Genomic DNA, 14,618 nt, shown 5'->3' on the forward strand with positions numbered 1-14,618 from the left:
TTTGCGTGCCTCCCGCCGGAAACCCTTCTAAATTGCTACAAAACTGACGGTTTTGCGATTGGCCTTGCCTCAAAAGCGCATCAGTAGTAATACCAATGCTAAATATTGGTATCAGAACCATCTGCCTCGTCACAAAGGAACCGTCTACATGTCCCTCGCCTCCGTCGCCACGCCGCTGGATGAAACCACGACCCTGATGTTCCGTGAGGCGGCCGAAGGCGGCGACGCCGTTGAGCGCTTCCTGAAACGCAATGCCGAGACCCTGAGCCGTATCGCCGCGCGCCTTAAGGCCCAGCCCCCGAAGGCCGTCGTCACCTGTGCGCGTGGTTCGTCAGACCACGCCTGCACCTATGGCAAGTACGTCATCGAGACCCTGACCGGCGTGCCGGTCAGCTCCGCCGCCCTGTCGGTCGCCTCGGTCTATGCGGCCCCGGTCGTCGCCGCCGAAACCCTGTGCATCGCCGTGTCGCAATCGGGCCGCTCGCCCGACCTTCTGACCGCCGTCGAAGCCTATAAGGCCGCCGGTGCCTTCGTTGTGGCGCTGGTCAATGACGAAACCGCGCCGCTGGCGACGCTCGCCGACGAAGTCCTGCCGCTGTGCGCCGGGCCGGAGCTGTCGGTCGCCGCCACCAAATCCTGCCTCGCCGCTCTGGCTGGTTTTGCCGCCCTGACCGCCGAATGGGCCGACGACGCGGCGTTGAAGGCCGCCGTAGCCGCCCTCCCCGCCCAGATGCGTCAGGCCTTCGACCTCGACTGGTCCGCCGCCCTCCCCGCCCTGACCGCGGCAAACAACCTCTTCGTCATCGGTCGCGGCTACGGCTTCGGCGTGGCCCAGGAAGCGGCCCTGAAGCTCAAGGAAACCTGCGCCCTGCACGCCGAAGCCTTCTCCGCCGCCGAAGTGCGCCACGGCCCGATGGCCATCGTCAATCAGGGCTTCCCTGTGCTGGCCTTCGCCACCTCCGACACGGCCGGCGACGGGGTGCGCGATGTGGCCGCGGAATTTGCCGGACGCGGGGCTGCCGTGTGGCTGGCCGACACCACGCCGGGGGCCTATACCCTGCCCGCCCTGGCCGCTGAGCCGATGCTTGAGCCCATCCTGCGCCTGCAAAGCTTCTACCGCCTCGCCAACCGCCTGTCGCTGGCGCGCGGCCTCAATCCGGACAGCCCGCCGCACCTGAACAAGGTAACGAAAACGGTTTAAGCCCCCTCCCCGGCTGGACATTTTCCAAAGGGCGGTCATAGCATTGTCTATGACCGCCCTTTCCTTTGTCCGCACCCTGCGTACCCGCCCGTGGCTGAGCCGTGCCATCGCTCTGGCCCTTGGTCTGGGGACGCTTCTGGGCACCCTCACCGACCTGCGCCTGTCGCAAAGCGTGCTGGTCGCGTGGAACAGCGCCGCCGTCTTCTACCTCATCGCCCTCGCCCGGCTGATGATGACCGCCAATACCGCCGACATGCGCCGCCGCGCCGAAACGCAAGACGTCGGCAAATGGACCATATTGGGCCTCACTGGGGCCGCCATCGCCGTCTGCGTCGTCGCCATCGCCAGCGAACTGATCGCCGCCCACGACGAAACCGGCCTCAGCAAAGGCCTCGACCTCGCGCTGGTCGGCACCACCATCGTCACAACCTGGGTCTTCGTGCACACCACCTTCGCCCTGCACTACGCCCACGCCTACTACATCGCCATCCGCCGCGCCGAGCCCCCGCCCCTCAAATTCCCGGATGCAGACTGCGAACCGGACTATCTCGACTTTGCCTATTTCGCCTTCATCGTCGGCACCGCCGCCCAAACCGCCGACGTCTCCGTCGCCTCCAAAGCCATGCGCCGCCTCAATCTCGGCCACGCCGTCTTTGCCTTTGTCTACAACACCACCATCCTCGCCCTGTGCATCAATATCGCCGCAAGCCTGCTGGGGTGAGTTGGGTTTGAGTGTTGGGCAAGGGTAAGATTCCGGGGTCAGTTGACCCCGGACCCCGGATGTGGGCACGCGCTTTCCGCGGGCGGCGTCTGGGGTTTCGGGCGGGTTTTTAGCCACTATAAACGCAAAAAGCACGAATGGGAGCCTTTGGCACAGGCCTGCGCTTTAAACCCGACTTCCCCTCCCTACGAAGTGGGGAGGTGTTGGCGAGCGAAGCGACGCTGACGGAGGGGTATAACTCCTCGTGAAGATACCCCTCCGCCTCGTAAACTCGGCACCTCCCCATGATATGGGGAGGAGGAAGATCGCTAAGGTGAAATCGTCACGACAGCTCAAAAACCACGGATTACACAGATTTCACAGATTATCCGTGTCTGCGTCACTCAGGGGCGCGCAGCGCCAATCTATGAAATCTGTGTAATCTGTGGTTCAAAGCCTTTCTCGACGCGCAGCGCCATTCATCGAGGCTTGCGCACGAAGGTCAGGGCCCTGTGGGCCGGGTGTTTCAGCGGCTCTTTTGGCTGCGCCGAACTTCGTTTCGTGTTTTTGGTGGCTAATCTTCAGTGGCGTAGGGGCCTTGCCAGCTTGTCAGAATGTCGTGTCATTGACGCCAAGGAAGCCCCCACCACCATCTGCGCTTCGCTTGATGTTCCCAACGCTTATGAAAGCTACACTTTCGCTGGCGCTACACACCAGCAAGCTGGGAAGGTATGAGGAAGTTTCGCGCCCGAAACCGGGTGCAGGGGCTGTGCCCCTGCCCGCCGGAGGCTCTTTTTTAGATGCCCAAAAGATAGCCAAAAGATATCTTACATTTATTCAATAGCTTATTGAGACGAAACCTTATTCACCCGCTGTGAAACGTCATCACAACTGAGGAGAGGGTAGCTACCAGATACTCATTACATATCCGATAGCCACACGAAAGCTTCACACAGGCTATCGGATGGAATTCGGCTAGCTATTAACTTTCTATTAGCTATTGGAAAGCTAGGCTATGGCTAACCGAGAGCTAACGCATAGCAACCCGACGTCTAGCCGAGGGCTTTCGGTGAGATAGCCGGTGTCTATCGGGCGACTTTCGCACAGCTTTCCGTTAGCTGTCGGAGGCCTTCCGTCTGGACCCCGCGTCAGAATCGGCGCACCAACAGAATTAACACTTCATTAACCTTTGCGCAAAAGGCGCGCGCTAGCCGGTGGCTATCCGATAGCTCGCCATTCGCGCGTCAAAGCCAGCACGAGGAACCTGACATGCCTGTCATCTCCTTCATTTCGCCCAAGGGCGGCGTGGGCAAGACCACGGCGGCGACGCTGATGGCCACGCAACTGGCGCGCAAGACGCAGGTCATTATTATAGACGCCGACCCCAACCGTCCGATCCTGGCCTGGTCGCAGTTGAATGGCTGCCCGGCCAATATCCGCATCGTGTCGGACGCCAATCAGGAAAACATTCTCGACAAGATCGAGGAGGCGGCCGCCGAAGCGCCATTTGTGGTCGTTGATTGCGAAGGCACGGCGTCGCTGACGGTGGCCTATGCCATCGGGGCGTCCGATCTGGTGGTGGTGCCAACGCAAGGCTCGCAGTTGGATGCCAAGCAGGCGGCCAAGGCGCTCAGCCTGATCAAAAATACCGAGCGTCAGTCGCGCCGCCCGATCCCGCATGCGGTGCTGCTGACGCGCACCAATCCGATCATCAAGCCGCGTACCCTGTCGGCCATCCACGAGCAGTTGCGCGCCCATGGTATCCGTTTGTTCGATACGCAATTGCACGAGCGCGAAGCCTTCAAGGCCATGTTCTCGTTCGGCGGGGCGCTGGAAACGCTAGACCCGTCGCAGGTCGCCAATATCGACAAGGCCGTGGCCAATGCCCGCGCCTTTGTTGCCGAAGCCATTGAATTGCTGAAAAATCCGGACGCGGTTCCGGCTCAGGAGGTCGCTTAATCCATGTCCGAACGCGCTTCGATCTTTGACGACGATCTTGACCTGTCGGCGTTTGACGCCCGGCCAAAACCCAAGCCGGATAAGGACTCTCTGCGCGCCGTGGCCGAGGCGAGGGGCTTCCCCAGCCGTGAAGCCGTGGCCGTACCTGCAGCGCCTGAACCCGTCCTGCAACGTCGCTACCGCACCGGGCGTAACCGTCAGCTCAATCTGAAAGTCACCGACGAGGCGCTGCGCCGCTTCTATGCCGTGGCCGACGCGCAGGGTCTGGTGCTGGGGCAGGTGTTCGAGCAGGCCGTCGAAGCGCTGGAAGACAAACTGAAAGCCGAGGGCAGGATCTGATCATGGCCCGCCGCGCCGCCGAATCGCAGTTCGACCTGTTTATCCCGCTCGTCAGCGACATGTCGCTGAAGGACCAGCGCGAGCTGATGGAACGGCCGTTTTTCAGCCTCGCCAAGCGCAAGCGCCTGAAACCGATCGAATATACCAGCCCCGATGGCGACACCTGGGTGAAGGTCTCAGGCAATGCCGAATTCGGCATCGCCACCATTTGGGACGCCGATATCATGATCTGGGCGGCCTCGGTGCTCAATCGTCTGAAAGAGCAGGGAGTCAATGACTTGCCGCGGACTCTTAAGACAACGTCTTATGATCTGCTGCGCGCCATCAAGCGCGATACCGGCGGCAAATCCTATCAGGAACTGAACGCGGCGCTGCAAAGGCTGGAATCGACGACCATCCAGACCTCGCTGCGCGCGCCCAAGCGCAAGGACAAGGCGCAATTCGGCTGGATCGACGCCTTTCAACTGGAGGTGGACCCGGAAACCGAGGCGCCGCGCGGCATTTCGATCACCTTGTCCGACTGGGTTTATCAGGGGATCGTCACCGAACGCTCTCTGCTAACCATGCATCAGGACTATTTCCTGCTGACCGGCGGCATGGAGCGCGCTCTTTACCGCGTGGCGCGCAAGCACGCCGGTGATCAGGAGGGCGGCTGGACCTGCCGTATCGCGATTTTGCATGAGAAAACCGGCTCAGACAGCCCGCTGAAGCAGTTTACCTACCTTTTAAAGCGCATCGTGGCCAAGAACGCCCTGCCGGAATACGAGATGACGCTGACCAAGACCAATGACGGCTCACCCGCCGTGCATTTCATCAAGCGCGACATGGAAGAGCGGGTGAGGGTGCGCGATGCGCTGAAAACGCTGGAACGGCAAACCGCCGAAGACCAGCGGGCGCTGGAAATCGACGGCCTTATGCACAAACGATTCTAGAAAACGGTGTCGGGGGATCGGTGACTTTTTGAGGCCGATTCGTCGGGGGAACAGTGACCACCCTATCGGGGGATGGGTGACCGGATTGACGGGGGAAGAGTGACCGATTCGCTCAAGGTGAGTCGGGGGAACGGTGACCGGCGGGCGTTTTTCAGCGGTTTTGCCCTCAAAAGCCGGTGTTCGGGGAATGGTGACCGGATTTGCCGCGGAAATAGGGTTAAAAAGCCGCGGGCAAGCTGTGGAAAATATTCTGTTTTTCCTAGCTCACTTATCGGGGGAAGAGTGACCGCCTGCACGGGGGAACGAAGACCCGTCGCGCGGGGGATCAGTGACAAAGTGACGGGGTATCAAAGATTAACAAAAGGTACCCTTGTTGATTTTAAAGGGGAATTCCGGCTGTTTTTTCGCTTAACCTATTTAACTAGATTCACTAACAGACTCTCTTAACAGCGAGAGGGGAGCGGTATTAAGGTCCGTGCGCGGTCCGCCTTGTGCGACCTTTGAAGGGTCGCTCAGGCGGACATCTACGGGGAAAGACAGTTAACACCCGACCGGCAGAGTCACCGAACAGCACAGTCACCGGGATTTACGGTTCACCGCGTCCTGTTCCTTGACCTCAGTGGGTGAGTTTGTAGTGACCGCCTGCAATACCACCGAGATATACCCGTCAGGCTCTGATTTCAGCCATAGAGCGACGGTTATGATGCTGAAAAACGACCCCACAAGACACGGAGTCGCTTGGAGTCCAAGGGATTGCGGCGAAAAGAGGCCGTCACTGATCCCCCGATAGCCAGCCACACCCTGAAAAACGGTCCCGAAATCACGTGACGGCCTCCGATTCGGTCGTTATGGAAACGATCAGTACATTCAACACCTTGCGGAGACGCAGCATGGCGGTCAGCATCCATTCCGATTTCGATGGCGGCAATATCGAGGTGGTGCAGGCGCACGGGGGCGGACGTTTCGATCTGGCTATCCGCCCGGATCATCAGTCGCACTATTACCAGTGGTTCTATTTCCGCGTGGACGGGGCCTCAGGCGTCGATCTGGAACTGCGCCTCACCAATGCCGGGGGATCGGCCTATACGGGCGGCTGGGAGGGCTACAAAGCCCGTATCAGCAGCGATGGGGCCCATTGGAGGCAGGCCGACACCGCCTATGCCGACGGCGTGCTGAGCATCCGTCACCGGTCGGCCTCTGAAACCCTGTGGGTGGCCTATTTTGCGCCCTATGACAGTGACCGTCACCGGGCGCTGGTCGAGCGGGTGAAGGCCTTGGCCGGCATCAGTCACCGGGTTCTGGGCCAAACGCTCGATGGCCGCGATCTCGACCTGTTCAGGGTAGGAGAGGGGCCGCGCGTCGTTTGGCTCTATGCGCGTCAGCATCCGGGCGAGACCATGGCCGAATGGTGGATGGAGGGGGCCATTCCTTGGCTGTGCAGCGACGCGCCGGAGGCCATAGCTCTGCGGGCAGCGGCGACCTTTTACATCGTGCTCAACTGTAACCCGGACGGCAGCGCGCGCGGGCACCTGCGCACCAATGCCGCCGGCACGGATCTGAACCGTCAGTGGGCCGAGCCCTCGGCCGAAAAGAGCCCGGAAGTGCTGGCCCTCCGCAACGCCATGGACGACACCGGCGTTGATTTTGCCATCGACGTGCACGGCGACGAAGCCATCCCGCACGTTTTCATGGCCGGATTTGAGGGCATTCCGTCGTGGACGCCGCAGCGTGACGTCCTCTATCGCCGCTATCTGAGCGCCCTGTCGGCGCGCACGCTCGATTTCCAGACCACCTATGGCTATGCGGTCGATGCGCCGGGACAGGCCAATCTGGCCGTTTCGACCAATGCCGTGGCCGAACGCTTCGGGGCCATCGCCATGACGCTGGAAATGCCGTTCAAGGACCATGACGACGCGCCGGACGCCGTTGAGGGTTGGTCACCGGCCCGCTCTCAGGCGCTGGGCGTAGCGTGCCTGAAGGCGCTGTCGGACGTGATCACGGAGATCCCGCCCCGCGCCCGGGGCTGAAAACATCTGCGTGAGGCAAAGGTTTGCGCAATCATCGGGGTATCGGTGACCGCACATCCTGACTCGACTCTGACCGATTCGCCGCGCAAGGTAGAATGGGAACACACACGGAGCGGATCATGTTGAACGATATTCTTGGCGCCCTCGGCAGCAAGCTCGATCTGGGCAATCTCGACCTCGCCGGTCTGGCGCAGCAACTGGGCGGGCAGGGCCTGATCGGCGACGTGCTGGGTCAGTTGCAGCAGGGCGGTCTGGCTGAGGTGGTGCAGTCGTGGGTGTCGAACGGCGCCAACCTGCCGGTATCTCTGGAGCAGTTGCAGTCGGCGCTGGGGCCGGACATGGTCAATCAACTGGCCGGGTCACTGGGCATTGATCCGGCGCAACTGGGCGACGTCCTGCCCGGTGTGGTCGATCAGTTGTCGCAGGGCGGACAATTGCCGCAGGCCATAGCCGAGGCCGCCCCGAACCTCCTGGGGCAGGACGGCATTGGCAAGCTGCTGGGCGGTTTATTCCGCTAGATCATTATGATAAACATAATGATCTAGCTTTTTTAGTCCCTCGCCGGGTGCGAGGCTCCGCCACCTTGGCCGCCGCCTCAATGGCGGCTTGAGCGGACTGATTATGGAAATCAGTCCGCTATAATCCTTACTCCATCCCCTTAAGGGCGCGGGCCGAGCGCAGCCCATTGCGGCGCAAAGCCTGCACGGCGTGGCGCAGATCGGCCAGAGCCTGCGCCCGCGTGCTTCCCGATGCCTCATAGGCGGCAACCGTTTCGGCGATCAGTTCGGCCTCGGCGGGCCAGTTGTCGTTGGCAGCGATCAGTGTAGGGGTCATGGCGGGCATATTACGGCAGGGGAGGGGACTGTCTATAGCGGAAGGGGGTTAAAAATTACCCCGCCAGCAGGCCGTTTTCGCGCGCGGTTTGAGGGTCGAGGATCATCTGAATGGCCGGACGCCCCACAACCCCGTCCACAGCGCGCCCATCCTCACCATAAAGACCATCTGCCACGCGAAACATGCTTTTAGTACCAACGGCCGAAGATGCTGACCGCATCCGGCCGTTGAAGACACGAGACTGTCTCATATGTATCAGCGACATGAGACAGTCTCGAACGGAATACCAAGAGTCATTTCCAATGACCCTTGGTATAAGACACTCAATAGCCGGCTGCGCCACCGCCTGACCAGCCACCAGCACCCACGCTCCGTCATACAGTCGGCTCATCGCACTCTCCTAGAGTTCCTTCTTTGTTCTCATATCTGGGCGCAAATGTCAAATCGATAAGCGGAGGCTTGAAAAAGCTATCCGCTAGCTATCCGCTATATTGGTTATAACCAATACCGCTCCACCCTATAACTTTTGGACTTGATTTCGCGGAAAAACCGCCGTCACATGCGATAAACGCAGCGCCGACCGAGGAACCGCCATGACCTTTGCCCATTCCGTCAGCCTGAGCACACTGGCCCTTATCCTGTCCCTGACCGCCGGTTGCGCCACCTTGCCGCAAACGCCGGTGCCAGCGCCCGCTGCGCCAAGCGTCGCGCCTGTGCCGATACTGGATCAGGCCACACTGGACCGTCTGGGGAACCAGCTCGGCTATCGGTGGGAGATCGTCGATAACCGTCAGACCTGCGACAAGGCCGCCTGTTTCCTGTCGGCCCTGACCCTCACCCTTCCCGAAGGGAGCGACCTGCCCGGTGGCTGGACCCTCTATTTCTCCTACGTCGGGGCATTTGTGCGCTCTGAAAGCGACGCTTTCGACCTGAAACAGGTCAATGGCGACCTCTACGCCCTGACACCCAAGGCCGGCATCACGCTGAAGGGTGGTGCCTCGCATACGGTTCGCGTCTGGGGGCAGGGGCATTTCTATGCGCGCGGTTTCATGATGCCCAATGCCTATGTGGCCGCGCCGGGCCTCACCCCCCGTACCCTTGTGGCCTCTAAGGCGGTGATCGACCCTGAAAGCGGGCTGGAGACCCTGCCCTTTGTCGCCCCGATGACCGATGAGGCGAAGCTGGGCACCCAGACCCCCGGCGACAAGACGCAGTGGCTGACCCCTGAACGTGCCTATGAACGCAATGCGGCGCGCAACGTCGCCCTGACCCGTCCGGCCGTGGTGATCCTGCCCACCCCGGCTAGGGTGACTTTGCAAAAGGGCGCGCCGCTCGATCTCAGCAAGGGGTTTGACCTGCGCCTGAAAGGCCTGAGCCGTGACGCCATTACCGCCGCCGTAGAGGCCCTGAAACAGGCGGGGGCCGGGGAGGGGCGGGGGCCGGTGCTCAGCGTCACCATCGACCCGAAACTGAGCCCCGAAGCCTATCGCCTGACGGTGGGCAAAAGCGTTAGCATCCGCGCCGGATCGACGACCGGGGCCAACCACGCCCTGCGCTCTCTGGCCCAGCAAACGGCCTTTGATGGCGCTCAGGTGCGGCGTATGACCATCGAAGACGCGCCGCGCCTGCCCTTCCGCGGCCTGCATATCGACGTGGCGCGCAACTTCCATTCCAAAGCCTTTGTGCTCGAGACGCTGGAACAGATGGCGGCCTATAAGCTCAACCGCCTGCACCTGCATCTGGGCGACGACGAGGGCTGGCGGCTGGAAATCGACGGCCTGCCGGAACTGACGCAGATGGGGGCCTATCGCTGCCACGACCCGGCCGAAGAAACCTGCCTGCTGCCGCAACTGGGGGCCGGGCCGGAGCGCGACACGCCAGTCAATGGCTATTTCACGAAGGCCGATTATATCGACATCCTGAAGGCGGCGCAGGCGCGCGGCATCGAGGTCATCCCGTCCTTCGATATGCCGGGCCACAGCCGCGCAGCGATCAAATCCATGGAGGTTCGCTATCGCCGTCTGATGGCCGCCGGTGATGCGGCGGGGGCGGCGCAATATCGGCTGGTCGAACCCGAAGACACCACGGCCTATCGCTCGATCCAGCACTATAACGACAATACGCTCAATGTCTGCCTGCCCGCCACCTATGCCTTTATCGACAAGGTGATCGACGAGACGATGAAGCTGCATCAGGCCGCCGGTGTGCCGCTGAAACGCTACCATATCGGGGCGGATGAGACGGCGGGGGCATGGACGCAATCGCCCGCCTGTCAGGCCTTTATGGCGCAGAACAGTCTGAAAGCGCCGCAGCTCACCCCCTATTTCATCGAGCGCGTCTCGGCCTATCTGGCGCAAAAGGGCATCGAGACGGCGGGCTGGAGCGACGGCATGGGCCATACGGACGCCGCGCGCATGCCGAAGATCGTGCAGTCGAACATCTGGAGTTCCACCCTCGGCACGGCGGCCACCGAAGCGCACGATCAGGCCAATCGCGGCTGGGAAGTCGTGCTGTCCGTGCCCGATGTCACCTATTTTGACATGCCGCCCGCGCCGGACCCGGATGAGACGGCCTATGACTGGGCGTCGCGCGATACGGACAGCTACAAGATTTTCAGCTTCCAGCCGGAAAACCTGCCCGCCAATGCCTCCTTGCTGACCGATATCCGCGGGCAGGGGACGACGGTGGCCGATAAGACGCCTTATGCGCCGGGGCGCGGCCTGACCGGCCTACAGGGGCAGTTATGGTCCGAGGTGGTGCGCACGGACGACGAGGCCGAATATCGCCTCTTCCCGCGCCTTCTGCCGCTGGCCGAGCGGGCCTGGCACCGGGCGGGCTGGGAAGCGCCGTACAAGGCGGGGGAAAGCTACACCTATGGTGACGGCAAGGTCGATCCCAAGGCCGTGCTGGGCGACTGGCAGGGCTTCCGTGACCGGCTGGGCGTGCATCTGCGGCTTCTGGATCAGGCGGGCATCGCCTATCGTCTGGCGCCACCGGGGGCAAAGATCGAAGGCGGGCAGCTATTCGCCAATGCCGAAATCGCCGCTACGCCCATCGAATACCGCCTCGCAGGCGGCGAATGGACGCCCTATACGGGGCCGGTGGCAGTGAGCGGCCCGGTCGAACTGCGCGTCACCTCCCCCGATGGCCGCCGCAAGAGCCGTATGGTAAGGGTAGAGTGATCTTAAACCTCCTTGCCTTCGGCGAGAGGGCATAAACACAGAGGAAACGTCATGCTGAAATCCCTGATTCTGTCGGCGATGACGCTGACGGCTCTGTCGGGGGCCAATGAAACGCGGGCGGCCGATGCCACCTCACCCGTTCCGGCGGGCTATATGCTGGACTGGGCCGAGGAATTCAACACGCCCGGCCTGCCCGATGTGAAGACCTGGGTCTATGACACACAGGCCAACCGTAGCGGCTGGTACAATAACGAAAAGCAGTATTACGCCGCCGAACGGCTGGAAAACTCAGAGGTGAAGGACGGCACGCTGCGTATCACCGCGCGCAAGGAACGCCTGAGCGACCGCGCCGATTATGGCGGGCAGGACTACAGCTCGGCGCGCCTGATCACGCGCGGCAAGGTCAGCTTCCTGTATGGTTTTTACGAAATCCGCGCCAAAATGCCGTGCGGTCAAGGCTCATGGCCGGCCATCTGGATGCTCGGCACCGATGCGGGGTGGCCGGACGGCGGCGAAATCGACATTATGGAGCATGTGGGCAAGACGCCGGGCCGGACCTTTGGCACGGTGCATAACCGCTATACGATCAACAGCGTGGGCGGTTCCGGCAACGGCAATGGCATCGACGTGCCCGATGCCTGCACCGCCTTCCATAAGTATCAGCTTCTGTGGACACCACAAAAGCTCGACTTCTTCGTCGATGGGCAGCACTTCCATACCTACGTCAAAACCGACAAGCCGGGGGCGTGGCCCTTCGACAAGCCGCAGTTTTTGCTGCTCAATCTGGCCATTGGCGGCAATATGGCCGGTGAGGTGGACGACGGCATCTTCCCGCGCACCTTTGAGGTCGATTACGTAAGGGTGTGGAAAAAGCGCTAAAACCCCCGCTTGCAGTGGCGAGGTGCGGTCCCTATAAATACCCCATGCGCTCTGGTCTCCTCAAAGTGATGGTGATTGTGGCGGGACTGCTGGCCATGCTGTCGGGCCTGCACGCGCCCGAAGCCGCCGGTCCGTGGGCGCATCACGAAGACACCCATGTGCACCTGCACGTCCGGTCGTCGGAAGCGCCCTGCTGCGCCGACAAGGGGGCGGCATCACTGAAGGTTTGTGGTCAGCATTGCGCCGCCATCGCCACCGCCAGCTTCCTGTTCATGCACTTGCCGAGCGTGACGGCGCTGGATTTCCAGTCGCGTCACCGCTACAGCGTTGGCCTGAGCTACCGCCCGCTGGCCCCGCCGCCGCGCTGAAACCCTGAAAAATGAACCGACGCGGAGCGCTTAGACGCGCTGCGCCCTTGCTTGCTCATTTTTACGGGTTTTCCCATGTCTTACCTATACGGGGCCTTGCCCCTTCTGGAGCGAGATGATTTTAGACCGAAACGTCATCCCGCTCTAAATTTTTGTTTGGTCGCGCAATTTTTCCGAAAAGTGGTGCCCACTTTATCGGATTGCGCTCTGGCGGCTGCCGCCTTGCCGCTGCTTGTCTGCGTGACCGCCGCGCAGGCCCAAACCCTTGCCCCTCAGCCGGAAGACGCCATCGAAGAGGTGGTGGTTCAGGCCACGCGCGCTGGCCGCCGGCTTCAGGACGAGCCGATCCGCGTTGACGTCATCGGCCGCGAAGAGATCGACGAAAAGAGCCTGATGACCCCCGGCAATATCTCGACCCTCGTCAATGAGACGCCGGGCATCCGCGTGCAGGTGACCGCGCCGTCGCTGGGGGCGGCCAATATCCGCATTCAGGGCATGGCCGGGCGCTACACCCTGCTGCTGACCGACGGTTTGCCGCTCTATGGCGGGCAGTCGCTCGGTCTGTTGCAGATTCCGCCGACCGATCTGGGGCAGGTGGAAGTGATCAAGGGCTCGGTCTCGGCGCTTTATGGGGCCTCGGCGCTGGGCGGGGTGATCAATCTCGTCTCGCGCCGCCCCAGCCCTGAGCCGGAAAGCGAGGTTTTGCTCAACCTGACGCATCGTGGCGGGCAGGACGTCACGGCCTATAGCTCCGCCCCGGCGACGCAGAGCCTCAGCTATTCGCTTACCGGCGGCTATCACCGTCAGGCGCGCAAGGATCTCGATGGCGATGGCTGGATCGATATGGCGGGCTTTGAGCGCTGGACGCTGCGACCGCGCCTGTTCTGGTACGGGGACAACGGGTCGAAGGCACTGCTCACGCTGGGCACCATGCGCGAACAGCGTAAGGGTGGCACGCTCAGCGGGCGCACGGTCCCGGACGGCACGGCCTTTCCCGAAACGCAAGCCTCGCGCCGCGTCGATGCCGGGGTTACGGCGCAGTTTCCGCTGGAAGGGTTGGGCACCCTCAGCCTGCGCGCCTCGTCCATGACCCAGCGTCACGAGCACCGCTTCGGCGAGGTCATTGACCGCGACTCGCACCTGACCGGCTTTGCCGAGGCGGCGCTGAAAGGCGAGACGGGGCCGACCGCCTGGGTGGGCGGGGTAGCTTTTCAGTCCGACCACTACCATTCCAAGGGGTTCAGTGACTTCAACTATCACTTCAGCGTCCCCGGCCTGTTCGGGCAGGTGGAGCAGACGATGGGTGAGCGCCTGACGCTGGCGGCCAGTGCCCGCCTGGATGACCACAGCCGCTACGGCAGGCAGTTCAGTCCGCGCCTGTCTCTGCTCTATCGTCCGGGCCACTGGACGGTGCGGGCCTCAGTGGGGCGCGGGTTTCATGCGCCCACGCCCTTTGTCGAGGCCATCGAGGCCACGGGCTTTGGCCGGCTGGAGCCGCTGGGCGACCTGCGGCCCGAGGTGGCGCGCACGGCCTCGCTGGACCTGACCTATGCCAAAGGACCGATCGAGGCCAATATGACCCTGTTCGGTGCGGACATAGACGATGCGGTGCAGCTACGCCAAACGGGCCCGTCCTCGGTCAGGCTGGTCAATGCGGCGGGCGTGACGCGCACGCGCGGTTCGGAATGGCGTCTGCGCTACCGTCATGAGGCGTTGACCCTGACCGGTTCCTACGTCTATGTCGATGCCACCGAGCCCGATCCGTCGGGCAGCGGCCGCCGCGCTCAGCCGACAACGCCGAAACACACCGGCGGCTTCGTCGCCATGTGGGAGGAACACGACATCGGGCGGATCGGTTTTGAGGCCTATTATACGGGCTGTCAGACTCTGGACGACAATCCGTACCGGAGCGAGAGTAAACCCTACTGGGAACTGGGCCTGCTGGGTGAGCGCGTGGTGGGGAAGGTGCGCCTGTTCCTCAATGCCGAAAACCTGCTCAATGTGCGCCAGACGCGGCACGATCCGCTGGTGCGGCGGCAAAGGGCCGCCGATGGACGCTGGACGGTCGAGGCCTGGGCCCCGACCGACGGGTTCGTGCTCAATGGCGGGGTGCGGATGCGCTTCTGATGCGGTTACCGGCTTATACCCAGGGTCATTGAAAATGACTCTGGGTATGCCTTTCAAGACTGTCTCATGT

General features: G+C 62.2%; 12 protein-coding genes. 11 read left to right on the forward strand and 1 reads right to left on the reverse strand.

The annotated features are described in order from the left end of the window. Positions 1–148 precede the first annotated feature (148 nt). The 7 genes from EM6_RS11575 (at position 149) to EM6_RS11605 (ending at position 7,676) form a co-directional block, all read left to right on the forward strand. The gene (locus tag EM6_RS11575; RefSeq protein ID WP_126423187.1) at positions 149–1,201 is read left to right on the forward strand and encodes an SIS domain-containing protein; all 1,053 of its coding nucleotides are present in this window, start codon (positions 149–151) and stop codon (positions 1,199–1,201) included. A 49-nt stretch (positions 1,202–1,250) separates the two neighbouring features. Beyond that, positions 1,251–1,922 (forward strand): DUF1345 domain-containing protein, encoded by a 672-nt coding sequence (locus EM6_RS11580; RefSeq protein ID WP_126423189.1) that lies wholly within the window; start codon positions 1,251–1,253, stop codon positions 1,920–1,922. A gap of 1,248 nt (positions 1,923–3,170) precedes the next feature. Beyond that, positions 3,171–3,860, forward strand: coding sequence for a ParA family protein (locus EM6_RS11585; RefSeq protein ID WP_126423191.1), 690 nt, complete (start codon positions 3,171–3,173; stop codon positions 3,858–3,860). A 3-nt stretch (positions 3,861–3,863) separates the two neighbouring features. Beyond that, positions 3,864–4,199, forward strand: coding sequence for a stability/partitioning determinant (locus EM6_RS11590; RefSeq protein ID WP_126423193.1), 336 nt, complete (start codon positions 3,864–3,866; stop codon positions 4,197–4,199). A gap of 2 nt (positions 4,200–4,201) precedes the next feature. Continuing rightward, entirely contained in the window at positions 4,202–5,131 is a 930-nt protein-coding gene (locus EM6_RS11595) for a replication initiator protein A (protein ID WP_126423195.1), read from the forward strand. A gap of 890 nt (positions 5,132–6,021) precedes the next feature. Further along, complete coding sequence (locus EM6_RS11600; protein ID WP_126423197.1) at positions 6,022–7,158, forward strand: M14 family metallopeptidase; 1,137 nt, start codon at positions 6,022–6,024, stop codon at positions 7,156–7,158. A gap of 119 nt (positions 7,159–7,277) precedes the next feature. Continuing rightward, positions 7,278–7,676: a YidB family protein gene (locus EM6_RS11605; RefSeq protein WP_197723648.1), complete on the forward strand. Its 399-nt coding sequence runs from the start codon at positions 7,278–7,280 to the stop codon at positions 7,674–7,676. Between the two features lie 127 nt (positions 7,677–7,803). Here EM6_RS11605 and EM6_RS11610 read toward each other — a convergent pair whose 3' ends face one another. Beyond that, the gene (locus tag EM6_RS11610) at positions 7,804–7,992 is read right to left on the reverse strand and encodes a hypothetical protein (RefSeq protein WP_126423199.1); all 189 of its coding nucleotides are present in this window, start codon (positions 7,990–7,992) and stop codon (positions 7,804–7,806) included. A 593-nt stretch (positions 7,993–8,585) separates the two neighbouring features. Here EM6_RS11610 and EM6_RS11615 point away from each other — a divergent pair. The 4 genes from EM6_RS11615 (at position 8,586) to EM6_RS11630 (ending at position 14,548) form a co-directional block, all read left to right on the forward strand. After that, positions 8,586–11,174, forward strand: coding sequence for a family 20 glycosylhydrolase (locus EM6_RS11615; protein ID WP_126423201.1), 2,589 nt, complete (start codon positions 8,586–8,588; stop codon positions 11,172–11,174). A 51-nt stretch (positions 11,175–11,225) separates the two neighbouring features. Further along, positions 11,226–12,053 (forward strand): glycoside hydrolase family 16 protein, encoded by an 828-nt coding sequence (locus EM6_RS11620; protein WP_126423203.1) that lies wholly within the window; start codon positions 11,226–11,228, stop codon positions 12,051–12,053. Positions 12,054–12,097: 44 nt separating this feature from the next. Beyond that, the gene (locus tag EM6_RS11625) at positions 12,098–12,421 is read left to right on the forward strand and encodes a hypothetical protein (RefSeq protein ID WP_126423205.1); all 324 of its coding nucleotides are present in this window, start codon (positions 12,098–12,100) and stop codon (positions 12,419–12,421) included. Between the two features lie 183 nt (positions 12,422–12,604). Further along, positions 12,605–14,548, forward strand: coding sequence for a TonB-dependent receptor plug domain-containing protein (locus EM6_RS11630; RefSeq protein ID WP_232037157.1), 1,944 nt, complete (start codon positions 12,605–12,607; stop codon positions 14,546–14,548). Positions 14,549–14,618: the final 70 nt, after the last annotated feature.

The organism is Asticcacaulis excentricus, assembly GCF_003966695.1.
Classification (GTDB): Bacteria; Pseudomonadota; Alphaproteobacteria; order Caulobacterales; family Caulobacteraceae; genus Asticcacaulis; species Asticcacaulis excentricus_A.